Below are 23,041 nucleotides of genomic sequence, written 5' to 3' on the forward strand. Positions count from 1 at the left end.
CCTGGTCCTCCCCCCCCCCCCCGCTCCGCCCCCCCGCGCCGCGCGCCGCCCGGGCCCCCCCCCCGCGGGGCCGCCCCCCCCCCCCCCGGGCCTGGGCCATCAAGGCGCGCTGGCCGCAATGAGGCGTTCAAATCTCACAACAACGTTATTAAGTTGTCACGCCGAGTGTCTGAATTGAACGCGCGCCCCGTCTGCGCTTGATGCGCCTTTCTGCCTGTGCGATAGGCACTCCAAAGCAGAAAATCTTTCGGAGAGCGCTGACATGGCGGGTGGACAGGGCCTTATGGCCGGCAAGCGCGGCCTTATACTGGGCGTCGCCAACAACAGATCGATTGCCTACGGCATCGCCAAGGCCTGCGTCGACCATGGCGCCGAGATCGCGCTGACCTATCAGGGCGAGGCGTTCAAGAAGCGCGTCGAGCCGCTGGCTGCGGAATTGGGCGCCTTTGTCGCCGGTCATTGCGATGTCACTGATCCGGCGAGCCTCGACGAGGTGTTTGCCAATGTCGCCAAGCATTGGGGCGGCAAGCTCGACTTCCTCGTCCATGCCATCGCCTTTTCCGACAAGGACGAGCTGACCGGACGCTATGTCGAGACGACGCGCGACAATTTCCTGCGCACCATGGACATTTCGGTCTATTCCTTCACCACCATCGCCAAGCGCGCCGAAGCGCTGATGACCGACGGCGGCTCGCTGCTGACGCTGACCTATTACGGCGCCGAAAAGGTCATGCCGCATTACAACGTCATGGGTGTCGCCAAGGCCGCGCTCGAAGCCAGCGTGCGCTATCTCGCCGTCGACCTCGGCGGCAAGAAGATCCGCGTCAACGCCATCTCGGCCGGGCCGATCAAGACCTTGGCTGCTTCGGGCATCGGCGACTTCCGCTACATCCTCAAGTGGAACGAATACAATTCGCCGCTGAAGCAGACCGTCACCCAGGAAGAAGTCGGCGATTCCGCCGTCTATTTCCTGTCGGACCTGTCGCGTGGCGTCACCGGCGAGGTGCACCATGTCGATTCCGGCTATCACGTCGTCGGCATGAAGGCGGTCGACGCGCCGGATATTTCGACTGTCAAGGAATAGTTCTGCCGCGGTTTCCGCCTGCCTGTCCTGATTTCCGGAAGACCTGATGGTTCCGCTCGTCTACATCGTGCGCCATGGCCAGACGCAGTGGAATGCCCAGTCGCGGCTGCAGGGCCAGGCCGACACCGATCTCAACGCGCTCGGCCGCGAGCAGGCGACCCGCAATGGACGGCGGCTGGCCGAACTGATCCAGAACCCTCAGGATTTCGACTTTGTCGCCAGCCCGATGAAGCGGACGCGCGAGACGATGCAGCGGCTACGCTTGGCGATGCAGCTCGATCCCGATGCCTACCGCATCGACCCGCGTCTGGTCGAGGTGCACTTTGGCGACTGGCAGGGCTTTACCTATGCCGAACTCGATGCGCGAATGCCGGGCTCGGCGAAGGCGCGACGGCGCAACAAATGGAATTTCCAGCCGCCGGGCGAGGGCGCCGAAAGCTACCAGATGCTGCTCGAACGGGTGAAGCCGTGGTTCGACGCGCTCGACCGCCAGACGGTCTGCGTCACGCATGGTGGCGTCGTGCGGACCGTGTTTCGGATGGTCGAAGGTGTTTCCGAACACGAAGCGGCAAACCTGGAAGTGCGGCAGGACCGGGTGCTCAGGCTGCAGGACGGGCGTCTGGATTGGCTTTAGATTCGAGCAGATAAAAACAGGACGACCGTCCTGTTTATCCGGGCAGGGCTCCGCCGAGCGGCAAGACCCTGTTCGGCGTCGGTGTTACTCGGTGTCGGGCAGTTCCATGTCGGTGACGACGTTCTCGCCGTTCGTCACGTCATAGGCAATGACGATATCCATGCCCGGCTTCAGCGAATCGAGATCGGTCTCGGCGTTGAGCTTGAAGGACTTGCCGTCCTCCAGCGTCAGCGTCAGCGCGTCCTTGTCGACCTTCTTGATCAGGCCTTCGGTCTGGCCGGCATAGGCGGCGGTGGAAATCAGCAACATGGCGGCAGCAGCGCCAATCAGGGTACGCATCGTCGTCCTCTTTGTCATTGCGCCTGCACGGATGGCGGCGAGCTTTCAACGGGCGGATGGAAGAGAGCAGAAACCAACCGAATGTGTCAAAACTAAAACCGCCGGATCACAGTTTGACCGCTGTGGAAAACGCCAATAGAACGCACCTTTGATCCGGTCCGCTGCCGGGCAGGGCTAAAATTCATGTCTCACAACACGTTCGGCCATCTCTTCCGCGTCACCACCTGGGGCGAAAGCCATGGCCCGTCGCTCGGCTGCGTGGTCGATGGCTGCCCGCCCGGCATCCGCTTCACGCGGCAAGAGATACAGGCCGAACTCGACAAGCGCCGTCCCGGCCAGTCGCGTTTTGTGACCCAGCGCCGCGAACCGGACGAGGTGAAGGTGCTGTCCGGCTTCATCCTCGACGAGGACGGCGAGTCGATGATCACCACCGGCACGCCCGTCTCGATGCTGATCGAGAATGTCGACCAGCGCTCCAAGGACTATGGCGAGATCGCCCGCCAGTACCGCCCCGGCCATGCGGACTACACCTATGACGTCAAATACGGCCTGCGCGACCATCGCGGCGGCGGCCGTTCTTCGGCCCGTGAGACCGCCGCTCGCGTGGCGGCCGGCGCCTTGGCGCGCAAGGTGGTGCCCGGCATGGTGGTGCGCGGCGCGCTGGTCTCCATGGGCGAGAAATCCATCGACCGCGCCAACTGGAACTGGAATTTCATCGGTGACGCCGAAAACCCGTTCTTCACCCCCGATCCGGCGTCCGTTCCCGTCTTCACGCAATACCTCGACGGCATCCGAAAATCCGGCTCCTCGGTCGGCGCGGTGATCGAGATCGTCGCCGACGGCGTGCCAGCCGGCCTTGGCGCGCCGATCTATGCCAAGCTCGACCAGGACATCGCGTCCGGCCTGATGTCGATCAACGCCGTCAAGGGCGTCGAGATCGGCAACGGCTTCGAGGCCGCGCGCATCACCGGCGAACAGAATGCCGACGAGATGCGCATCGGCAATGACGGCAAGCCGGTCTTCCTGTCCAACAATGCCGGCGGCATTCTGGGCGGCATCTCGACCGGCCAGGCGATCGTCGCCCGGTTCGCCATCAAGCCGACCTCGTCGATCCTGACGCCGCGCAAATCCATCGACAAGGACGGCAACGACGTCGACGTCATGACCAAGGGCCGCCACGATCCCTGCGTCGGCATCCGTGCCGTGCCGATAGGCGAAGCCATGGTTGCCTGCGCCATCGCGGACCATTATCTGCGGCACCGGGGACAGACAGGCCAGGGATTAGGCAGTAGGGATTAGGCAATAGGCCAGCCCGTCCTTCCTTCCCTAACTCCTACTGCCCAACCCCTATTCCCTGCGAGCGAAGCGAGCCAATGCCATACGATCAGAAGAAAATCGTCGAAGCCATCCGCGCCTTCGAACGCGGCGAGATCGTCGTCGTCATGGACGATGACGGGCGTGAGAACGAGGGCGACCTGATCGTTGCCGCCGTGCATTGCAGCCCGGAGAAAATGGCCTTCATCATCCGTCACACCTCCGGCATCGTCTGCACGCCGATGCCGCGCGAGGAGGCCAAGCGGCTCAATCTGCAGCCGATGGTCGCCGACAATGATTCCGCCCACACCACGGCCTTTACCGTCAGCGTCGATTTCAAGCATGGCACCACCACCGGCATTTCGGCCGAGGACCGCACGCTGACCGTGCGCAACCTGGCCAACGGCAATGTCGGCGGTTCGGATTTCGTCCGGCCCGGCCACATCTTCCCGCTGATCGCTAGGGAAGGCGGCGTGCTGATGCGTTCGGGCCATACCGAAGCCGCGGTCGATCTCTGCAAGCTTGCCGGCCTGCCGCCGGTTGGCGTGATCTCGGAGTTGGTCAATGACGACGGCACCGTCAAGCGCGGCCCGCAGGTGGCGAGCTTTGCCGAGGAACATGGCCTCAAGCAGGTTTCGGTCGCCGACCTCATCGCCTACCGGCAGCGCAAGGAAACGCTGGTCGAACGCGTCGCCTGCTCCGAAATCGACACACTCGGCGGCAAGGCACAGGTCTTCACCTACACGCTGCCCTGGGATTCCATGCACCATGTCGCGGTCGTTTTCGGCGACATCCGTGACGGCGAGGACGTGCCGGTGCGGCTGCATTCGGAGGATGTGGTGACCGACGTGTTCGGCACCAGCCACCGGCTCGACGCCATTATGAAGGCGATGGGCGAACGCAAGCGCGGCGTCATCGTTTACCTCCGAGAGGGTTCGGTCGGCGTCGCCCATCAGGAGCGCAACCGGCCGATGAGTGCCGACCGTGAGGACCACGAAGAGGCCCGCCGCCGTGAGAACGAGTGGCGAGAAATCGGCCTCGGCGCCCAGATCCTGAAGGATCTCGGCATTTCCTCGATCAACCTGATCGCCTCGCGCGAGCGCCACTATGTCGGGCTTGAAGGCTTTGGGATTCACATCGCGAAAACTGAGATTATCTAGTTCGTCGCGCAAGAGCGACGCTGCCGAAAAAATTGCGCGGGCAGGTCGCCTGCTTCTGCGATTTGCTGAAGCCTCCACGCGTTCGTCATCCTATGGCGAAGCAAGGAGCGAAGCGACGCGGCGCAGACCATAGGATCCATGCCGCGACTTCGACGCGTTGCAACGGTGCAGAATTCTGCTCCGCTGCACCCTTCGGTCAAGGTAACGGAATGGGTCCTCGGGTCTGCGCGGCCGCTTCGCTCCCGCTCGCGCGTGGATGACGACACCAGAGGCCTCACCTAATTCCGAACGTTTGCGATCGTCTCCAAAGCCAACGTCAGGCCATATCCTCACTCCGCGGGAACGGCGGCCGCGTCGCATCCGTCCAGCTCGCATGTGTGGGTGGCCAGGCTGCGCTGGCCCAGCAACACCGTGACCAATGCGATGACGCCGGCCGCCACCGAGACCCAGAACCCGTTGCGGGCGCCGAATTCATCCACCACCGCACCGGCGGCAAACGAACCGAGCGCCATGCCGATGCCGATGCCTGTCATCACCCAGGTGATGCCTTCGGTCAGCATCGCTTCCGGCACGTGGCGTTCGATCAGGCCGAAGGCGGTGATGAAGGTTGGCGAGATCGCCACGCCGCTGATGAAAACGGTCAGCGCCAGCAGCGGCACCGTGTCGGCGGTGAGCGGCAGCAATGTGCCGAGCGCAACGAGGGCGACCGCGAGGGCCAACTGGCGCTGCAGCGGCGCTTTCAGGTTGAGCGCACCGACGACGAGGCCGAGCACGAACGATCCCAGCGCATAGACGCCGATGACGAGGCTGGCGGCGCCCGGCTGGCCGAGTTCCTTGGTGATCGCCACCGTGCTCACTTCCGTCGTCGCGAAGGTGGCGCCGACGAAGATCAGGGCGAAGGTGATGATCTGCACCGGCCTGAGCCGGATTGCCGAGCCGCTCGAGACATGATTCACCGGCCGCACTTGTGGTTCGGTCGAACGCTGCAGGATGAAGGCTGCCGAGCCAAGGGCGAGGAATAGCGTGCTGACCAGGACACCGGCTTCCGGGAACAGAGCGGCACTCAAGCCCACCGACAGCGATGCGCCTGCAATGTAGACGAGTTCGTCCGCCGCCGATTCGAAGGCGAATGCGGTGTTCATCTGCGGCCGGCCGCGAAAAATCTCGGTCCAGCGCGCGCGCACCATCGCCGGCATGCTGGGCATGGCGGCGGCCGCCAGTGCCGACACAAACAGCGTCCACACCGGCCAGTCCTGATTGGCTGCGGCAATCAGCACCGCGAAGGCGAGCACGGTGAGGATGGTGGTCGGAATCACGATCCGCGTCTGGCCGAGGCGATCGACCAGCCGTGATATCTGCGGCGCCACGAAAGCGTTGCTCAGCGCGAACGTCGCCGAGACAGCTCCCGCCAGCCAGTATTCGCCACGCGTCTGCGAGAGCATGGCCACGATGCCGATCGGCGCCATGGCGATCGGCAGCCGCGCGAGGAAGCCCGCGGCGGCAAACCCCTTGGCTCCAGGGGCACGAAAGATTTCCGAGTATGGGTTTTGCATGGCTGGTTCCTCGACAAAGGCCAATTCGACAATTACATACGATGCGTATGAATATAGGTAGTCGATACGCCGCGTATGTCAATTGGCATACGAAGCGTATGTGAATAAGGCCAGAACCATGCACAGACCCCGCAAGGAGATGATTGCCGAAACGCGCGCCAAGCTGATCACGGCGGCCCGCCACGCTTTCGGCACGATCGGCTATGCCGACGCGTCGATGGACGACTTCACCGCCTCGGCCGGGCTGACGCGCGGTGCGCTCTATCATCATTTCGGCGACAAGAAGGGCCTGCTGCAGGCCGTCATCGCCGAAATCGATGGCGAGATGGCCGTCCGCATCCATGAGATTGCGTCGCGGGCGCCAAGCCGCTGGCAGCGTTTCGTCGACGAATGCACGACCTATATCGAGATGGCGCTGGAGCCGGAAATCCAGCGCATCATGTTTCGCGACGGTCCGGCTGTGCTCGGCGATCCGGCGCAATGGCCGAACGCCAATGCCTGCGTCGGCTCGATGACCGATCATCTGACGGCTCTGCAGCAGGAGGGGGTGGTCGTCCCCGGCGTCGACCCCGAAACCGCCGCCCGGCTGATCAACGGCGCCAGCAGCCAGGCGGCGCAGCGCATCGCCAATTCGAACGACCCCGAAGCGACGTCGAAGACCGTGGTGGCAGCCTTCCAGCAACTGCTTGAAGGCCTTCTCAAAAAACAGGGTTCGCAGCCGGCCTGAAATCTGGTCGGCCGAGACCCGGCATTTGCCGAGATTGACAATTCCCGGCCCGGGTTCATCCTCGCCGTCCATCTCTGAGGGGAGATTCGGGCGCATGTGGGATTTCGAAATCGGCAGGTCGGTGTCCATCATGATCAGGACATGGCCGTTCATCGTCTTTCGCATGATCGTCTATTTCGGCATTACGCTCGCCTATATCGTGGCGACCGGCAGCGGCGCCTCCGTCGGCTATGGCGTTGGCCATATCTCCACCGATCCCGACGGGCCGCTTTCCTTTGCACTGTGGGGCGGCATCGTCGGCATCGGCATCGTTTCGATCGCGCTCTACTGGATCCGCGAATACATCCTCTACGTCGTCAAGGCCGGCCATATCGCCGTCATGGTCCATTTGATCGATGGCCGGGACGTTCCCAATGGGCAGGACCAGATCGCCTACGCCAAGGACGTGGTGAAGGAGCGTTTCGCCGAGGCCAACATCCTTTTCGTGGTCGACCAGCTGGTCAAGGGCGCCATCCGCGCCATCACCGGCCTGATCGGCGGCATCGCCGCCTTCCTGCCCATTCCGGGTCTCGGCGGCCTGATCGCTTTCATCAATACGGTCATCCGCCTGTCGCTGACCTATGTCGACGAGATCATCCTCGGCTACAACATCCGCATCAATTCATCATCGCCCTTCGAGACAGCCCGGCAAGGCGTCGTGCTCTACGCCCAGAACGGCAAGACCATGGTCAAGAACGCCGTCTGGCTGGCGGTCATCATGTGGGGTGTGTCCTTCGTCATCTTCCTTTTGATGCTGGCGCCGGCCGCCGCCATCATGTGGTTCGTTCCGGGGCAGCTCGGCGGCTGGGCCTTCGTGCTCGCCATCCTCCTTGCCTGGGCCTTCAAGGCGGCCTTCATCGAACCCTTCGCCATAGCCTGCCTGATGCAGGTCTATTTCAAGACCATCGAAGGCCAGGTGCCGAACGCCGAATGGGACCAGCGGCTGGCCGAGGGGTCGTCCAAGTTCAGGGAACTCAGGGATAAGGCGCTGGCCTCCTTCGGCGGCTCGCGCTGGACGCAGCCGGCGCCCGGGGTGTAATCCCTGTTGAACGTCGGGGCGGTGCGGCGTCAAACCATGGTCAAAGCGGCCGGGCGCGCCTATATCGGGTCATGGTCACTAGGCTCTACACCCATCCGATCTTCCTCGAACATCTGACGCCCCCCGGTCATCCGGAGCGGCCGGACCGCTTGCGCGCTATCGAGCGCGTGCTCGACGACGAGGCCTTCACCGCACTCGATCGGGTAACGGCGCCGCAAGGCGACGAGGCCACCATTCTCTACGCCCACCCCGAGGATTTCGTCGCCCGCGTCCGCGCCGCGATCCCTGAGAGCGGCATCGCCTCGATCGACGCCGACACCAGCGCCAGCCCGAAAAGCTGGCAGGCGGTGGTGACCGCCATCGGTGCCGCCAACGCCGCTGTCGACGACGTGTTCGAGGGCCGCGTCGCCAATGCCTTCGTCGCCTCACGTCCGCCAGGCCATCATGCCGAAAAGACCACGGCGATGGGCTTTTGCCTGTTCAACACCGCGGCGATCGCGGCCCGCTACGCGCAGAAGAAACACGGCGCCGAGCGTGTCGCCATCGTCGACTGGGACGTGCATCACGGCAATGGCACGCAGGACATTTTCTGGGACGATCCCTCGGTGCTCTATTGTTCGACGCACCAGATGCCTCTCTATCCCGGCACCGGGGCTAAAAACGAAATCGGCGCCGGCAACATCGTCAACGCTCCGCTGGCGCCGCAAACCGGCTCGGACATGTTTCGCGATGCCTTGCTGTCGCGCGTCCTGCCGGCACTCGACAAATTCGCGCCCGATCTGATCATCATTTCCGCAGGGTTCGACGCTCACCATCGCGATCCGTTGGCCGAGATCAACCTCAGCGAGGACGATTTCGACTGGGCGACAGGGCAACTGCTGGAACGCGCCGGGCGCCACAGCGGCAACCGGCTCGTCAGCCTGCTCGAGGGCGGCTACGATCTGCAGGGATTGGCATTTTCGGTCGCTGCCCATATCGGGCGGCTGATGAAGGGATAAAGTATGGCTGGCGAAGCAAACGAAGACGTCAAGGCGATGAGCTTCGAGCAGGCACTCGACGCGCTGGAAAAGATTGTCGATGATCTGGAACGCGGCGACGTGCCGCTCGACCAGTCGATCAAGATCTATGAGCGCGGCGAGGCGCTGAAGGCCCATTGCGACCGGCTGCTGAAGGCCGCCGAAGACAAGGTCGAGAAGATCAGGCTGTCGCGTGATGGCAAACCGGTGGGAACGGAGCCGCTCGACGCGGAGTAGTGGAATGGGGCGGGCATAAAGCAGATAGGAGTTCAAGCATGTGCAGAAACATCAAGACCCTGTTCAATTTCGAGCCGCCGGCGACCCATGACGAGATCCGCGACGCCGCGCTTCAATTCGTGCGCAAACTGAGCGGAACGACGCGGCCCTCGCAGCGCAACCAGGCGGCCTTCGACCGTGCCGTCGAGGCGATCGCCGAATCGGCGCATGAGTTGCTGCATTCGCTGGAAACCACGCATCATCCGCGCAATCGCGAAGAGGTGGCGGCCAAGGCAAAAGCCAAATCGGCGCTCCGCTTCGCCTGAGGACATCCAGATGAGTTTCTTCCCCGGCAAGGACCCTGAGCCTGGCGATGCCTTCGCCAGCGACCAGATCGAGCTGATGGTCATTCCGAATGCCAAGGATATTGGCGGCTTCCAGGTTCGCCGCGCTCTGCCGACGGCAAAGCGGCGGCTGGTTGGTCCCTTCATCTTCTTCGACCGCATGGGGCCGGCCATCTTGCGCGCCGGGCAGGCGATGGATGTGCGCCCGCACCCGCATATCGGGCTTTCCACCGTCACCTATCTGTTCGACGGTAATATCAGGCACCGCGATTCGCTCGGCACCGAAATGGTGATCCAGCCGGGCGACGTGAATTTGATGACCGCCGGCCGCGGCATTGTCCATTCCGAGCGCACGCCCGAAGAACTGCGCGGCGCGCCAATGTCGGTCTCCGGCCTGCAGACATGGCTGGCTTTGCCCGACGGCAAGGAGGAAGTGGCGCCGGTGTTCGAGAACACGGCCGCGCTCCTTCTGCCCGAGATCGACGCCGAAGGTGTTTCCGGCCGCGTGGTGATCGGCGATTTCCAGGGACTGCGCTCGCCGGTAAGAGCCGATACCGAGACGCTCTACGCCGATCTGAGGCTGGCGCCCGGCGCCAGCGTCAAAATTCCCGCCGACGCCGAGGAGCGCGCCATCTACACGCTGGACGGCGATGTCTCGATTTCGGGCGACCGTTTTCCGGCCGAACGGCTGCTGGTGTTCCGGCCTGGCGACGAGATCGTCGTGTCCTCCGAGCGCGGCGCCCATTTCATGCTCTTCGGCGGCGCTTCGCTCGGCTCCCCGCGCCACATCTGGTGGAACTTCGTCTCGTCGTCGAAGGAACGCATCGAACAGGCCAAGCAGGAATGGAAGACGGGCCGCTTCGATATCGTTCCCGGCGATGAGGAAGAGTTCATTCCGTTACCGGACAATTAACGTCAGCATCACCCGCGTCACTGACACGCATTTACATTCGGCCGACGCAGGCATATTTCGCCATGATCGACGCGCATTATAACTGAGCAGGCCCTTTAACGTGAACGCAACGCTGCATACGCCGCTTCTCGACAAGGTCCGCATTCCAGCCGACCTGAAGAAGCTTGACGAAAGCGAGCTGCCGCAGCTGGCCTCGGAGCTGCGCGCCGAGCTGATCGATGCCGTCTCGCATACGGGCGGGCATCTCGGCGCCGGCCTCGGTGTCGTCGAACTGACGGTGGCGCTTCACTATGTCTTCAACACGCCGGAAGACCGCGTGATCTGGGATGTCGGCCACCAGGCCTATCCGCACAAGATCCTGACCGGCCGCCGCGACCGCATCCGCACGCTCAGGCAAGAAGGCGGCCTGTCCGGCTTCACCCGTCGCGCCGAGAGCGAATACGACCCGTTCGGCGCCGCGCACTCCTCGACCTCCATTTCCGCCGGCCTCGGCATGGCCATGGCGCGCGACCTCTCGGGCGGCCACAACAATGTCATTGCCGTCATCGGCGACGGCGCCATGTCCGCCGGCATGGCCTATGAAGCCATGAACAATGCCGGCGCGCTTGATGCCCGGCTGATCGTCATCCTCAACGACAACGACATGTCTATCGCGCCGCCGACCGGCGCCATGAGCGCCTATCTGGCGCGGCTCGCGTCGGGCAAGACCTATCTTGGCCTGCGCGATTTCGGCAAGAAGCTGACCTCCTATCTCGGCAAGCGCGCCGACCGCGCCATCAAGCGGGCGGTCGAGCATGCGCGCGGCTACGTCACCGGCGGCACGCTGTTCGAGGAGCTTGGCTTCTACCATATCGGCCCGATCGACGGCCACAATCTCGAGCATCTGATCCCGGTGCTGAAGAACGTCCGCGACCATGCCGACGGCCCGGTGCTGATCCATGTCGTGACCCAGAAGGGCAAGGGCTACGCGCCGGCCGAGGCCGCGGCCGACAAATATCACGGCGTCAACAAGTTCGACGTCATCACCGGCGCGCAGACCAAGGCCCCGGCCAATGCGCCGGCCTACACCAAGGTGTTCGCCGAGAGCCTGGTCCAGGAGGCCCGCCTGGACGACCGCATCGTCGCCGTCACCGCCGCCATGCCGAACGGCACCGGCCTTGATTTGTTCGGCGAAGCGTTTCCGACCCGGACCTTCGATGTCGGCATTGCCGAGCAACATGCCGTGACCTTCGCCGCCGGCCTCGCCAGCGAGGGCTACAAGCCCTTCGCCGCCATCTATTCGACCTTCCTGCAGCGCGCCTACGATCAGGTCGTCCATGACGTGGCGATCCAGAAACTGCCGGTGCGTTTCCCGATCGACCGCGCCGGTTTCGTCGGCGCCGACGGCGCCACTCATTGCGGCGCCTTCGACACCACTTTCCTGGCGACGCTGCCGGGCTTCGTGGTGATGGCGGCTGCCGACGAGGCGGAGCTTCGCCACATGGTGCGCACCGCCGCCTATTATGAGGAAGGCCCGATCGCCTTCCGCTATCCGCGCGGCAATGGCGTTGGCGTCGACATGCCGGAGCGCGGCTCGGTGCTTGAAATCGGCAAGGGCCGCATCGTCAGGGAAGGCACCAAGGTGGCGCTTCTGTCCTTTGGCACGCGGCTGCAGGATTGCCTGCTGGCGGCCGAGGAACTCGGCGCGGCCGGATTGTCGACAACGGTTGCGGATGCCCGTTTCGCCAAGCCGCTCGACGAGGATTTGATCCGCCGTCTCGCCCGCTCGCACGAAGTGCTGGTGACGGTGGAAGAGGGCGCTGTCGGCGGTTTCGCCAGCCACGTGCTGCAGTTCCTCGCCCATGAAGGCTTGCTGGAAAGCGGTCTGAAAGTTCGGCCGCTGGTGCTGCCGGACGAGTTCACCGACCACGCCAAGCCGGAAAAAATGTATGCCGATGCCGGGCTCGACGCGGCCGGCATCGTGCGCACCGTGTTCGTCGCGCTCGGCCATTCCGCGCGCGCGCAACGGGCATGAATCAAACCTCACGCAGCTGAAGCAGTTGCCTGTGCAAGCCTAACACTTTGTTAACGCTTCTCTTTGGCGTTTCGCTTACCGTCTCTTTTGGCCGTTTTTCAACGCCGCCCTGCTAGAACTGCCTCCAGGCAGGGAGTTAAAAACAATGCGAACGCTTCTGTGCGGCGCGGCCCTTTTGGCCGTCATCGCCGCGCCGGCTATGGCCGAGACGCGCTATGACCGCAAGCTTGAACAGGCGGTGGCAGGCATCGTCGCCCGCAAGATGGGCGATATCAGGGGCGCTTTTTCCTACAAGCAGGTGCCGCAGCTTGTCGTCGTGCCGGACGCACCAGTCGTTGCTGTCGAGCGCCCGCGCAAGCAGGCTTCAGATGACGGAAGCGACGGCCTGATGCCGGCCGTTGAACGGCAGGTCTCACGGACGATCTTCTAAAACCACATATCGCGCACGCAGCGCCCATCGCGCGGCAGGTCGTCATAAGTGTCCAGCCCGTCGAAATGGTCGATCGGCAGGTCGGCGACCGCCTCCGGCGGTGCCAGCCTGACATTGACGGCGATACGCGTGCGGCCGCTGTCGCTGCGGCGCAAACCGCGCCAGGCAAGCACACAGGCACATGTCGGGCAAAACAGAATTTCCAGCGACGGCGTCTCCTTGCCAGCGCGGGTGTAGGACTGCACAGGCCCCGCAAGCCGGATACGCTCGTCGACAAAGTCATAGGCCCAGAGCGTGCCATAGCGGCGGCAAAGCGTGCAATTGCAGGCCGTGATCGGGCCGGGATCGCCTTCCAGGGTCCAGTGGGCGGCGCCGCAATGGCAGGTTCCCGTCAGCATTCGTCTTCCTCCGCATTGCCTGAGCCTCTACATCTTGCCGGACTGGCTGCGATATTCAACCGGGCGGACTGGCTTGCGGCCCGGGTCTCGACGTCCTCCCATGCCAATGTCCTTGCCTTCGCGGCCGGCTTTCGCCATGAAGGCCGATGAACTCCCCTCTGCCAGCCAGCACACGCCAGCGGCTCGACGAATTGCTCGTCCAGCGCGGCCTGTTTGCGAGCCGCTCGCGCGCCCGCGACGCGGTCGAGCGCGGCACCGTGACGGTCGACGGCGTGGTCGCCCGCAAGCCCGGCCAGATGGTTCTGCCGCACTGTCTCATCGTCATCGACGATCCGGCGCAGGGTTATGTCTCACGCGCGGCGCTGAAGCTGATCGCCGGGCTCGACCATTTCGGTCTCGATCCTGCGGGTAGTGAAGCTCTCGATATCGGCGCCTCGACAGGCGGCTTCACCCAGGTGCTGCTCGAACGCGGCGCGGCCCATGTCACTGCCATCGATGTCGGCCACGGCCAGATGCATCCTGGTGTCTCGTCCGACCCGCGCGTCACCGTGATCGAGGGCCTCAACGCTCGCGAGCTCACGGCTGCCGATCTCGGCGGCCGCATCCCGGATTTCATCGTCTCCGACGTCAGCTTCATCTCGTTGAAACTGGCGATGCCACCGGCGTTGGCATTGGCACGGGACGGCGCTCGTGCGGTGTTTCTGGTCAAGCCGCAATTCGAGGCCGGCCGCGAGGCAATCGGCAAGGGCGGTCTGTTGAAAGACCCTTATGACGCCGCCCGTGTGGCCGGCTTGCTGCAGGAATGGCTCGAAGGCGTCCCTGGCTGGCGTACATTGGGTCTGCACATGTCGCCGATCGAAGGCGGCGACGGCAACCGCGAATTCCTGCTTGCCGGGATCAAGGATGCCGGGACCAAGGACCGATGAGCACGGGCTTCACCATCAAGAGACTGGGTTCGCAGGGCGACGGCGTCGCCGAGACGGAAACCGGCGAGCTGTTCATTCCCTTCACCCTGCCCGGCGAGACCGTCACCGCCGCGCGCGAGAGGGATCGCGCCATGCTGATGGCGGTATTGGAGACGTCGCCGCTGCGTATCGATCCGGCCTGCCGGCATTTCACCGAATGTGGCGGCTGCGCCGTCCAGCATCTGCAAGCCGACGCTTACCAGCAATGGAAACGCGACAAGGTCGTGCATGCCTTGAAAGGCATTGCCGGCGACATCGGCGCCCTGGTGCCGTGTGCGCCACACACACGCCGCCGCGTCCTGCTTGCCGCCAGGCGCGCCGACACAGGCATGCTGCTTGGCTTCCATCGCCATCTGTCGCCGGAAATCATCCCCATCGAGGAATGTCCGATCTCGCTGCCGGAGATCGTTGCCGCGCTCGATCGCTTGAGGTCGGTCGCCGACCTGGTTTGCGCCACCACCAAATCGTTCCGGATGGCGGTCACTGTGACGGGCTCGGGGCTTGACGTCGCTGTCTATGAGTCGGGCAAGCTGGGCGAGAACCAGCGCCGGGTCGCCTCCAACTTCATCATGGCCAATGGCTTTGCCCGGCTTTCGATCGACGACGAGATTGTCATCGAGCCGAAAAAGCCGGTGGTCATGTTCGGCACCGTCGCTGTCGCCATACCGCCTGGCGCCTTCCTGCAGGCAACGCAAGCCGCCGAACAGACGATGGCCGATCTCGTTGGCGGACATCTGAAGCGGGCCAGGAAAGTCGCGGATCTTTTCGCCGGCTGCGGCAGCTTTGCGCTTCGGCTGGCGGCCAAATCCGAAGTCCACGCGGTCGAAGGCGACGCGGCAGCCCTTTCGGCGCTCGACCGCGGATCGCGCTTCGCCACCGGCCTGAAGCGGGTAACCGCCGAACGCCGCGACCTGTTCCGGCGGCCGCTGACGTTCAAGGAGCTGAATGCTTTCGATGGCGTCGTCTTCGACCCGCCGCGCGCCGGCGCCGAGGACCAGTCGAAGCAGATCGCCCGCTCGGATGTGCCGTTCGTCGCCGCCGTCTCCTGCAATCCGGTGACGCTGGCACGCGACCTGCGCATCCTGATCGACGGCGGCTACATCTTGAAGAGCGTCACGCCCATCGACCAGTTCCTGTGGTCGCCGCATGTCGAGGCCGTGGCGCTGCTGGAGAAGCCGAAACGGCGACGTTAATCCGCCGATTTTCACAAGGCCGTGCTTGAGTTTGCCGCCCCCCGCAAGACGTAGCCGGCTGGCAAACTAGCCTTCGCGAACGCTTTCGTACCCGGCCGCTTGTGCGGCCTTGATGAACTTACGGTCGAAGGACACAAATGCTGAGCAGTGCGAGGACTTGCCCAGATGGAGCGCATCGGCGAAATCCATTCCCGTCTCGGCTAGATCGACCGCGGAAGAGACCATCGCAGCATCCTCTATCTCGATAGTGGGAAGCCCGCCGAACACCCGCAGTGCATTGACGATCGAGGCCTGATCATAACCATAGCCGCTGCGCAGCACCCACTCAGCCTCCAGGATCACCGTGACGGCGACGAAAACGGGCTGACCGTCGATCAGCCGCCGGGCTCGCGGGGACTGCTCGGGATCGTCGTTCGTCAGATACCTGACGACAACGTTGGTATCAATCGCGAGCATGGCGCCGCCGTGCTTCAGCAAGGACGGCCGCGTCCATCTCCTCCAAGGTCTTCGGTCTGCCACTGTGCGGCAGGACACCAAAGACATCTTCTGGTCGTGTCGGGGCAAAGGCAGGCGCCGGTCTCAAAAGTACACCGTCCGGTGTGTCTTCGACCTGCAGGCGCGTGCCCGCGCCCCAGTCCCTCCGTTTGCGGATAGCGCTGGGCAGGATGACTTGTCCCTTGGTCGAGACGGTCGTTATAAGTTTTTCGGTCGCAGCCATCGCGAAGGACCTTTGCGTAAGACGAACGTAAGATAGCCCTATCGCGGAAGGTATTCAAGCCGACCGGATTCGTATCCTCAAACCCTGGTGCCGCCGACCGTCATCTGGTTCATCCTGAGATGCGGCTGGCCGACGCCGACCGGCACGCCTTGTCCGGCCTTGCCGCACATGCCGATGCCGGTGTCGAGCTTCATGTCGTTGCCGATCATAGACACACGGTGCATGGCGTCCGGTCCGTTGCCGATCAGCATGGCGCCCTTTATCGGCTGCGTCACCTTGCCGTTCTCGATCATGTAGGCCTCGGTGCAGCCGAACACGAACTTGCCTGAGGTGATGTCGACCTGGCCGCCGCCGAAGGATACGGCATAGATGCCGGTCTTGACCGAGGCGATGATCTCGTCCGGCTCCATGTCGCCCGCCGTCATATAGGTGTTGGTCATGCGCGGCATCGGCTGGTGCGCATAGCCTTCGCGCCGGCCGTTTCCCGTGGCTTTCATGCCCATCAGCCGGGCGTTCTGGCGGTCCTGCATGTAGCCGACAAGCTTGCCGTCCTCGATCAGCACATTGCGGGCCGAAGGCGTGCCTTCATCGTCGACGGTCAGCGAACCTCGGCGCTCCGGCATGGTGCCGTCATCGACCACGGTAACGCCCTTGGCCGCCACCTGCTGGCCCAGCAGGCCGGCGAAGGCGGACGTCTTCTTGCGGTTGAAGTCGCCTTCCAGCCCGTGGCCGACAGCCTCATGCAGCATGACGCCCGGCCAGCCGCTGGACAAAACGATGTCGAACGTTCCGGCCGGCGCGGGAATGGCTTCGAGATTGACCAGCGCCTGCCTGAGCGCCTCCCTGGCCGCATGCTTCCAGGCGTCCTCGACCAGGAACTCGCCGAACGCCTTGCGCCCGCCCATGCCATAGGAGCCGCTTTCCTGGCGGTCGCCGTCCCCTACGACGACGGAAACGTTGATGCGGACCAGCGGGCGGATGTCGCGCACGATCTGGCCGTCGGCGCGCACGATCTCGACATGCTGCCAGGACGCCGCGAGCGAGGCCGTCACCTGGCGCACGCGCGGGTCCTCGGCACGCAGCCATGCGTCGATCTCCTGCAACAGCTTGGCCTTGACCTCGAAGGAAGGCGAGGGGATCGGGTTCTCCTCGCCATAGAGATGGCGGTTGGTGCGCGCGGGTGCCGCGGCAAGCGTGCCGGAATAGCCGCCCTTGACGGTCGAGACCGCGTCGGCGGCGCGCAGCAGCGACGCCTCCGAAAGATCGCTGGAATGGGCGTAGCCGCTGGCCTCGCCGGCCACGGCGCGCAGGCCAAAACCCTGGTCGGTGTTGAAATTGGCGGTCTTCAGCCTGCCATTGTCGAACATCAGCGCTTCGCTCTCGCTGTATTCGAGGAAGAGTTCGCCGTCATCGGCGCCGTTCAGTGTGTCGGCGACGATCCGCTTGATGCGATCATCTGAAATGTCGAATTGGCCGGTCAGGCTGTTCATGGCAGGTCCGCTCACAGGAGGAATGGTGTTGCCACGATGTAGGCGCGAAGACGCGCCTGCACAATCCGCAATGACGATCCGCAGCCGGACAGTGGAACGCTAATGCATGTCGCCCAGAAGTGTGCCGCGGTTCTGGGATAACGACATGCATCAAACAAAGACCTAAAGCGCGTCGTATGAATCCGTTTCAGCGCGACGCGCTTTAGGGCTCTACTTCTCGTCCACGAACGATTTGATGTCGCTGGTCATGGAATCCCAGTTCGAGAACTGCTCTTCGAGGTAGGAGCGGGTAACCCCGCCCCTGAACATGACATCCATCTTGAAGTTCGACCCGTCACCCGAAAAGGCCTTCACCCAGCGGTATTTCTTGTTCCATTCATTGGCCTGGTCGGCCGTGAAGGGGTCGGTATAGCCCGAGGAGAACTGGATCGACTTGCACTTCTCATGGTTTTCGCAGCCATAGAAGTAAATGACATATTTCATGCCCTGAAGCCGGCCCGAGACCATCGGATCGCCGCCGTCGTCCTTGTCCATCTTTGCCGAGCCATAGCCTTTCGCAAGTTCGAAAATGACGGCCGGATCGGGCGCCGTGATGATTTCGGTATCCTCGGCAAAGGCGACGGAAACGGCGCCGGTCAGGATCAGACCGGTCGACAAAAGCACAGAACAAGCACGCATGATGACCCCCACAGCCAAAGATCAAACCCGTGGGAATTGTGCGTCAGGAAAGATGGTTTCGCAAGCATCAAGCTCAGGGCAGGGCGGCAAAACCGTCGGCGAAGCCCTTGAGGTCGACAGGGATGCCGATGCCTTCTTCCGGCGTCTGGAAGACGATGAAGGTGGCCGACGTCCCGGTCTTCAGCGTATCGAGCAGCGGCTTTTCGAGAATGACCTCGGCATAGCAGCCGTCCTGGAAGCAGCGCACGAAATAGGCGCGGCCGATATCCTTGCCGTCGACATTGAGGCCCAGGCCATTGGGCAGCAAAACGCCGAGCGGCGCCAGCACGCGCAGGATCTCAGCCTTGTTGTCGGCGGTGCGCAGGACGACGACGGACAGTCCCATTTCCGGGCGATCCTCGGCAACGACGTTCTGCATCATCACGCATTGTTCCGAGGTGGCGCCGGCCGGCGTGTCGCAGATGATCGACCACGCGCCATGCGTTGACTTGACCGTGCCGCTGGGCTGCGCTGCATTGGCGACGCCGGTTGCGGACGAGCCGATACCGATCAGGGCGGCGAGAAAAACGACCTTCGCCCCGCTTCTCGAAAGCCAAGCGCTTTTCGAATGCCAGGCGCTCTTCGAATGCCAGGCGTTTCTCGAAAGCCAAGAGGTCATGACGGCTCCATTGCGAATCACGGCACTTTAAGCCGCGCCAAGGCCAAGTAAAGGATAGGGCGACCGCCGGTCAGCCCCGGCAGGCGCAATAATGCGCTTTTCCCTAGCAAATTCGCCCGAATTGCGACCGTCGGGCGCATTCCGGAGACAAGCCCGCATAGCCTGTCTGTCGACGACCCGCGCGGGCCACGAGGCCGTCGAAACAGCGCGGCAGCACTTGCGCGCAAAAATGCCGCACGGTTTCGCCCGCTCCTTTCTTGCGGAGGGAAATAGAGTATGGTTTGAACCACCCTTGGGACTGTCCGGGATTCCCATCCCGGCATTGTTCGATATTCTTGCGTCGCGATCGCGAGGAACCGGGAGATGAAGAGGGCGATGAGAAAATTCCCAGCAAGCGCCAAATTGATGGCAACGGCAGGCGCCGCCGCCGCATTTTTCGCCGGTGCCTCCGCCCATGCGGCCCAGCCGCAGCCGTGGGAGATGACTTTTCAGCCGCCGGCGACAGACATGATGCGGCAGATCGAGTGGTTCGGGAACTACACGATGTGGTTCGTCGTCCCGATCACTGCTTTGGTTCTGGCGCTTCTCGCCTGGTGCATCTTCAGGTTCCGCGCCAGCAAAAACCCGGTTCCGTCAAAGACCAGTCACAACACGCTGATCGAGATCATCTGGACAGTCGGGCCGGTCGTCGTCCTGCTGTTCATCGCCATTCCCTCGTTCCAACTGCTGACGGCGCAGTACACGCCGCCGGAAGAGGCCAAGCTGACCGTCAAGGTAACGGGCAATCAGTGGAACTGGGACTATGAGTACCAGACCGAGAACACGCTCTCCTTCAACTCGGCCATCCTGCAGGACGCCGACCGAGCCGCGATCGGCAAGGAAGACCGCAAGGTCTATCCGCGCCTGCTGGCGGTCGACAACGAGCTGGTCGTGCCGGTCAACACCATGACGCGCGTCCTGGTTACCGCAGCCGACGTGATCCATTCCTTTGCCGTTCCGGCCTTCGGCATCAAGATGGACGCGGTTCCCGGCCGCACCAACGAGACGTGGTTCAAGGCGGAAAAGGAAGGCATCTATTACGGCCAGTGCTCGCAGCTCTGCGGCAAGGACCATGCCTTCATGCCGATCGCCGTCCGCGTCGTATCCGATGCGCAGTACAAGACCTGGCTGGCAGCAGCCAAGACCGACCTCCCCGGCGCCAACAAGGCGCTGATGGCCGAGGTCGACGGTACCAACAAGGTAGCGGCCGCCGGCAATTGATGCCGCGGGTTAGCAAGAATTAGGGAACGGAGCCGACCATGGCAGAAGCTGCAGCTCACGACGACCACGACCACAAGCCCTATCATGGCTGGGTCCGGTGGGTGTACTCCACCAACCACAAGGACATCGGCACGCTCTACCTGATCTTTGCGATCTTCGCGGGCATCGTCGGCGGCGCGCTTTCGGTCGTCATCCGCATGGAGCTGCAGGAGCCGGGCATCCAGATCTTCACCGGTCTGGCGCAGATGGTCTACGGCATGAACGGCGATGCCGCCATCGACGGCGGCAAGAGCATGTACAACGCCTTTGGCACCGCGCACGCGCTGATCATGATCTTCTTCATGGTCATGCCGGCGCTGATCGGCGGCTTCGCCAACTGGATGGTGCCGATCATGATCGGCGCCCCCGACATGGCCTTCCCGCGCATGAACAACATCTCGTTCTGGCTGCTGCCGCCGGCCTTCCTGCTGCTCATCGCTTCGGCTTTCATGCCGAGCGCGCCCGGCGCCTATGGCGTTGGCGGCGGCTGGACGCTCTATCCGCCGCTGTCGACCTCCGGCCAGCCCGGGCCGGCCATGGATCTGGCGATCCTGTCGATCCACATTGCCGGCGCGTCCTCGATCCTCGGCGCCATCAACTTCATCACCACCATTTTCAACATGCGCGCGCCGGGCATGACGCTGCACAAAATGCCGCTATTTGCCTGGTCGGTTCTGATCACCGCCTTCCTGCTGCTCTTGTCGCTTCCGGTTCTGGCCGGTGGCATCACCATGCTGCTTACCGACCGCAATTTCGGCACCACCTTCTTCGCCCCGGATGGCGGCGGGGATCCGATCCTGTTCCAGCATCTGTTCTGGTTCTTTGGTCACCCCGAAGTTTACATCCTGATCCTGCCGGGCTTCGGCATCATCAGCCACATCGTCTCGACCTTCTCGAAGAAGCCGGTGTTCGGCTATCTCGGCATGGCCTACGCCATGGTCGCGATCGGCGCCGTCGGCTTCATCGTCTGGGCGCACCACATGTACACGACCGGCCTGTCGCTCGACACGCAGCGCTATTTCGTCTTTGCCACCATGGTCATCGCCGTGCCGACAGGCGTGAAGATCTTCTCCTGGATCGCGACGATGTGGGGCGGCTCGATCTCGTTCAAGACGCCGATGCTGTGGGCGCTGGGCTTCATCTTCCTGTTCACGGTCGGCGGTGTCACCGGCGTCCAGCTCGCCAATGCGGGCCTCGACCGCTCGCTGCATGACACCTATTTCGTCATTGCCCACTTCCACTATGTGCTGTCGCTTGGCGCGGTCTTCGCCATCTTCGCCGGCTGGTACTACTGGTTCCCCAAGATGACCGGCTATATGTACTCGCCGGTGATCGCCAACACCCACTTCTGGGTCACCTTCGTCGGCGTCAATTTGATCTTCTTCCCGCAGCATTTCCTCGGCCTCGCCGGTATGCCGCGCCGCACCATCGACTATCCCGACGCGTTCGCCGGCTGGAACATGGTGTCGTCCTACGGCTCCTATATATCGGCCGTCGGCGTGGTGATCTTCCTCTATGGCGTGTTCGAGGCCTTCCAGAAGAAGCGCGTCGCCGGCGCCAATCCGTGGGGCGAGGGTGCAACGACGCTCGAATGGCAGCTGCCTTCGCCGCCGCCCTTCCACCAGTGGGAACAACTGCCGAAGATCAAGTAAGGCAGCCCGAATACGAAACCGCCGGCCCGCCGGCGGTTTTCGGCCAACGGAATGATTGGACTTATGTACGCATGGCCCTTGTCGACGACCCAATGATTGACGAAGCGGGCTTTCGCATGTCGGAAGCCACGTCGGGCGATTTCTTCGCCCTGCTGAAGCCGCGCGTCATGTCGCTGGTGGTGTTCACGGCCTTTGTCGGCATGGTCGCTGCACCCGTGACCATCAACCCGCTGCTGGCGGTGATCGCCATCCTGGCCATTGCCATCGGCGCCGGCGCCTCTGGTGCGCTCAACATGTGGTACGACGCCGACATCGACGCAGTAATGAGCCGGACCGCCGGCCGCCCGGTACCCTCCGGCCGCATCCTGCCCGGCGAAGCCCTGAGCTTCGGCCTTGTGCTTTCGGTGCTGTCGGTGATGACGCTGGGCGTGCTGGTCAACTGGCTGTCGGCGGCGCTGCTTGCCTTCACCATCTTCTTCTACGCCGTCGTCTACACGATGTGGCTGAAGCGCTCGACGCCGCAGAACATCGTCATCGGCGGCGCCGCCGGCGCCATCCCGCCGGTCATCGGCTGGGCCGCGGTGACCGGAACGGTGAGCCTGGAAAGCCTCGTCCTGTTCCTGATCATCTTCCTGTGGACGCCGCCGCACTTCTGGGCGCTGGCGCTGTTCAAGTCCGACGACTACGCCAAGGCCGGCATCCCGATGATGCCGAACGTTGCCGGCCAGGCCTCGACCCGCCGCCAGATCTTTGCCTACGCCCTGATCCTGGCGCCGATCGGCGTGCTGCCCTGGGTGCTCGGTTTCACTACCGCCTTCTATGGCGTCGCATCAGTGGCTCTCGGCGCCGGCTTCGTCTGGTATGCCTGGAAAGTGCTGTGCATGACCGATAGCGACCGCGTCATGAAGCCGGCCAAGGCTCTGTTCGCCTATTCGCTGCTCTACCTCTTCGCCATCTTCGCCATCTATCTTGCCGACTGTGTCGTCGGTCGCGCTTTGGCCATCGGTGGAGCATGACCATGATCGACAAGAAGCTTGAACTGGTCACGCTGACCGAAAGCCAGAAGAAGGCGCGGCGCAACCGTTCGGCGGCGATCGGCGTCGCGCTGGCGATTCTGGTCGTCATCTTCTACGTCGCGACCATCGTGAAATTCGGCCATACCGGATGA

The 23,041-nt window shown here is 63.4% G+C and carries 26 protein-coding genes; 18 read left to right on the top strand and 8 right to left on the bottom strand.

Annotated features, from left to right (window positions below; translation table 11 throughout):
- The first annotated feature begins 262 nt into the window (after positions 1 to 262).
- Entirely contained in the window at positions 263 to 1,084 is an 822-nt protein-coding gene (gene fabI, locus NKI88_RS24370; protein WP_023727494.1) for an enoyl-ACP reductase FabI, read from the top strand.
- 46 nt (positions 1,085 to 1,130) lie between these two features.
- On the top strand, positions 1,131 to 1,718 hold the full coding sequence (locus NKI88_RS24375) for a histidine phosphatase family protein (protein ID WP_352657841.1): 588 nt from the start codon (positions 1,131 to 1,133) through the stop codon (positions 1,716 to 1,718).
- 84 nt (positions 1,719 to 1,802) lie between these two features.
- Here the strand turns inward: NKI88_RS24375 and NKI88_RS24380 are convergent, their stop codons facing one another.
- Positions 1,803 to 2,057, bottom strand: coding sequence for a DUF1344 domain-containing protein (locus NKI88_RS24380; RefSeq protein WP_023685405.1), 255 nt, complete (start codon positions 2,055 to 2,057; stop codon positions 1,803 to 1,805).
- A gap of 183 nt (positions 2,058 to 2,240) precedes the next feature.
- On the opposite strand from NKI88_RS24380, the gene aroC reads away from it, so the two are divergent.
- Positions 2,241 to 3,356, top strand: a complete 1,116-nt coding sequence (gene aroC / locus NKI88_RS24385) for a chorismate synthase (protein WP_352657843.1) — start codon at positions 2,241 to 2,243, stop codon at positions 3,354 to 3,356.
- Positions 3,357 to 3,430: 74 nt separating this feature from the next.
- Positions 3,431 to 4,531, top strand: coding sequence for a 3,4-dihydroxy-2-butanone-4-phosphate synthase (ribB, locus tag NKI88_RS24390; RefSeq protein WP_023668438.1), 1,101 nt, complete (start codon positions 3,431 to 3,433; stop codon positions 4,529 to 4,531).
- Positions 4,532 to 4,860: 329 nt separating this feature from the next.
- Here the strand turns inward: ribB and NKI88_RS24395 are convergent, their stop codons facing one another.
- Positions 4,861 to 6,084 (bottom strand): MFS transporter, encoded by a 1,224-nt coding sequence (locus NKI88_RS24395; RefSeq protein WP_023709878.1) that lies wholly within the window; start codon positions 6,082 to 6,084, stop codon positions 4,861 to 4,863.
- A gap of 118 nt (positions 6,085 to 6,202) precedes the next feature.
- Here NKI88_RS24395 and NKI88_RS24400 point away from each other — a divergent pair, with 118 nt between their 5' ends.
- The 8 genes from NKI88_RS24400 to NKI88_RS24435 all read left to right on the top strand — a co-directional run bounded on the left by NKI88_RS24400 (position 6,203) and on the right by NKI88_RS24435 (position 12,822).
- A complete protein-coding gene (locus NKI88_RS24400) occupies positions 6,203 to 6,811 on the top strand; it encodes a TetR/AcrR family transcriptional regulator (RefSeq protein ID WP_023708733.1) in 609 nt (202 codons plus the stop codon).
- A 94-nt stretch (positions 6,812 to 6,905) separates the two neighbouring features.
- Positions 6,906 to 7,889 carry a hypothetical protein gene (locus NKI88_RS24405; protein WP_352657846.1) on the top strand — a complete coding sequence of 328 codons (984 nt, stop codon included), beginning with the start codon at positions 6,906 to 6,908 and terminating at the stop codon, positions 7,887 to 7,889.
- A gap of 71 nt (positions 7,890 to 7,960) precedes the next feature.
- Positions 7,961 to 8,887, top strand: a complete 927-nt coding sequence (locus NKI88_RS24410; RefSeq protein ID WP_352657849.1) for a histone deacetylase family protein — start codon at positions 7,961 to 7,963, stop codon at positions 8,885 to 8,887.
- Positions 8,888 to 8,890: 3 nt separating this feature from the next.
- Entirely contained in the window at positions 8,891 to 9,142 is a 252-nt protein-coding gene (locus NKI88_RS24415) for an exodeoxyribonuclease VII small subunit (RefSeq protein ID WP_023668433.1), read from the top strand.
- A gap of 38 nt (positions 9,143 to 9,180) precedes the next feature.
- Positions 9,181 to 9,447: a DUF2277 domain-containing protein gene (locus NKI88_RS24420; RefSeq protein WP_023668432.1), complete on the top strand. Its 267-nt coding sequence runs from the start codon at positions 9,181 to 9,183 to the stop codon at positions 9,445 to 9,447.
- A gap of 10 nt (positions 9,448 to 9,457) precedes the next feature.
- Positions 9,458 to 10,378 (top strand): pirin family protein, encoded by a 921-nt coding sequence (locus NKI88_RS24425; RefSeq protein WP_023685413.1) that lies wholly within the window; start codon positions 9,458 to 9,460, stop codon positions 10,376 to 10,378.
- A 100-nt stretch (positions 10,379 to 10,478) separates the two neighbouring features.
- Positions 10,479 to 12,392, top strand: coding sequence for a 1-deoxy-D-xylulose-5-phosphate synthase (gene dxs / locus NKI88_RS24430; protein ID WP_352657852.1), 1,914 nt, complete (start codon positions 10,479 to 10,481; stop codon positions 12,390 to 12,392).
- A gap of 145 nt (positions 12,393 to 12,537) precedes the next feature.
- Complete coding sequence (locus tag NKI88_RS24435) at positions 12,538 to 12,822, top strand: hypothetical protein (protein ID WP_023668429.1); 285 nt, start codon at positions 12,538 to 12,540, stop codon at positions 12,820 to 12,822.
- Here NKI88_RS24435 and NKI88_RS24440 read toward each other — a convergent pair.
- A complete protein-coding gene (locus tag NKI88_RS24440) occupies positions 12,819 to 13,220 on the bottom strand; it encodes a GFA family protein (protein ID WP_023687142.1) in 402 nt (133 codons plus the stop codon). The genes NKI88_RS24435 and NKI88_RS24440 overlap by 4 nt on opposite strands.
- Before the next feature lie 146 nt (positions 13,221 to 13,366).
- Here NKI88_RS24440 and NKI88_RS24445 point away from each other — a divergent pair, with 146 nt between their 5' ends.
- A complete protein-coding gene (locus NKI88_RS24445; protein WP_352657854.1) occupies positions 13,367 to 14,146 on the top strand; it encodes a TlyA family RNA methyltransferase in 780 nt (259 codons plus the stop codon).
- Positions 14,143 to 15,378 (top strand): class I SAM-dependent RNA methyltransferase, encoded by a 1,236-nt coding sequence (locus tag NKI88_RS24450; protein WP_352657857.1) that lies wholly within the window; start codon positions 14,143 to 14,145, stop codon positions 15,376 to 15,378. The genes NKI88_RS24445 and NKI88_RS24450 overlap by 4 nt, the downstream gene beginning before the upstream one ends.
- A gap of 66 nt (positions 15,379 to 15,444) precedes the next feature.
- Here the strand turns inward: NKI88_RS24450 and NKI88_RS24455 are convergent, their stop codons facing one another.
- The 5 genes from NKI88_RS24455 to NKI88_RS24475 form a co-directional block, all read right to left on the bottom strand.
- On the bottom strand, positions 15,445 to 15,834 hold the full coding sequence (locus tag NKI88_RS24455) for a type II toxin-antitoxin system VapC family toxin (RefSeq protein WP_023709873.1): 390 nt from the start codon (positions 15,832 to 15,834) through the stop codon (positions 15,445 to 15,447).
- On the bottom strand, positions 15,821 to 16,096 hold the full coding sequence (locus tag NKI88_RS24460) for an AbrB/MazE/SpoVT family DNA-binding domain-containing protein (RefSeq protein ID WP_081732289.1): 276 nt from the start codon (positions 16,094 to 16,096) through the stop codon (positions 15,821 to 15,823). The genes NKI88_RS24455 and NKI88_RS24460 overlap by 14 nt, the downstream gene beginning before the upstream one ends.
- Before the next feature lie 77 nt (positions 16,097 to 16,173).
- Complete coding sequence (gene tldD / locus NKI88_RS24465) at positions 16,174 to 17,586, bottom strand: metalloprotease TldD (RefSeq protein ID WP_352657860.1); 1,413 nt, start codon at positions 17,584 to 17,586, stop codon at positions 16,174 to 16,176.
- A 210-nt stretch (positions 17,587 to 17,796) separates the two neighbouring features.
- A complete protein-coding gene (locus NKI88_RS24470) occupies positions 17,797 to 18,264 on the bottom strand; it encodes a YbjN domain-containing protein (RefSeq protein ID WP_352657863.1) in 468 nt (155 codons plus the stop codon).
- Positions 18,265 to 18,337: 73 nt separating this feature from the next.
- Complete coding sequence (locus tag NKI88_RS24475) at positions 18,338 to 18,922, bottom strand: invasion associated locus B family protein (protein WP_023668422.1); 585 nt, start codon at positions 18,920 to 18,922, stop codon at positions 18,338 to 18,340.
- Positions 18,923 to 19,285: 363 nt separating this feature from the next.
- Here NKI88_RS24475 and coxB point away from each other — a divergent pair, with 363 nt between their 5' ends.
- From coxB to NKI88_RS24495, 4 genes are all read left to right on the top strand, one after another.
- Positions 19,286 to 20,182: a cytochrome c oxidase subunit II gene (gene coxB / locus NKI88_RS24480; protein ID WP_050485823.1), complete on the top strand. Its 897-nt coding sequence runs from the start codon at positions 19,286 to 19,288 to the stop codon at positions 20,180 to 20,182.
- 38 nt (positions 20,183 to 20,220) lie between these two features.
- Positions 20,221 to 21,873, top strand: a complete 1,653-nt coding sequence (gene ctaD, locus NKI88_RS24485; RefSeq protein WP_023668420.1) for a cytochrome c oxidase subunit I — start codon at positions 20,221 to 20,223, stop codon at positions 21,871 to 21,873.
- Positions 21,874 to 21,944: 71 nt separating this feature from the next.
- Positions 21,945 to 22,889, top strand: a complete 945-nt coding sequence (locus tag NKI88_RS24490) for a heme o synthase (RefSeq protein WP_023668419.1) — start codon at positions 21,945 to 21,947, stop codon at positions 22,887 to 22,889.
- A complete protein-coding gene (locus tag NKI88_RS24495; RefSeq protein ID WP_023668418.1) occupies positions 22,886 to 23,041 on the top strand; it encodes a cytochrome c oxidase system small membrane protein in 156 nt (51 codons plus the stop codon). Before NKI88_RS24490 ends, NKI88_RS24495 begins: the two co-directional genes overlap by 4 nt.

Source organism: Mesorhizobium sp. M0317, assembly GCF_040321555.1.
GTDB lineage: Bacteria > Pseudomonadota > Alphaproteobacteria > Rhizobiales > Rhizobiaceae > Mesorhizobium.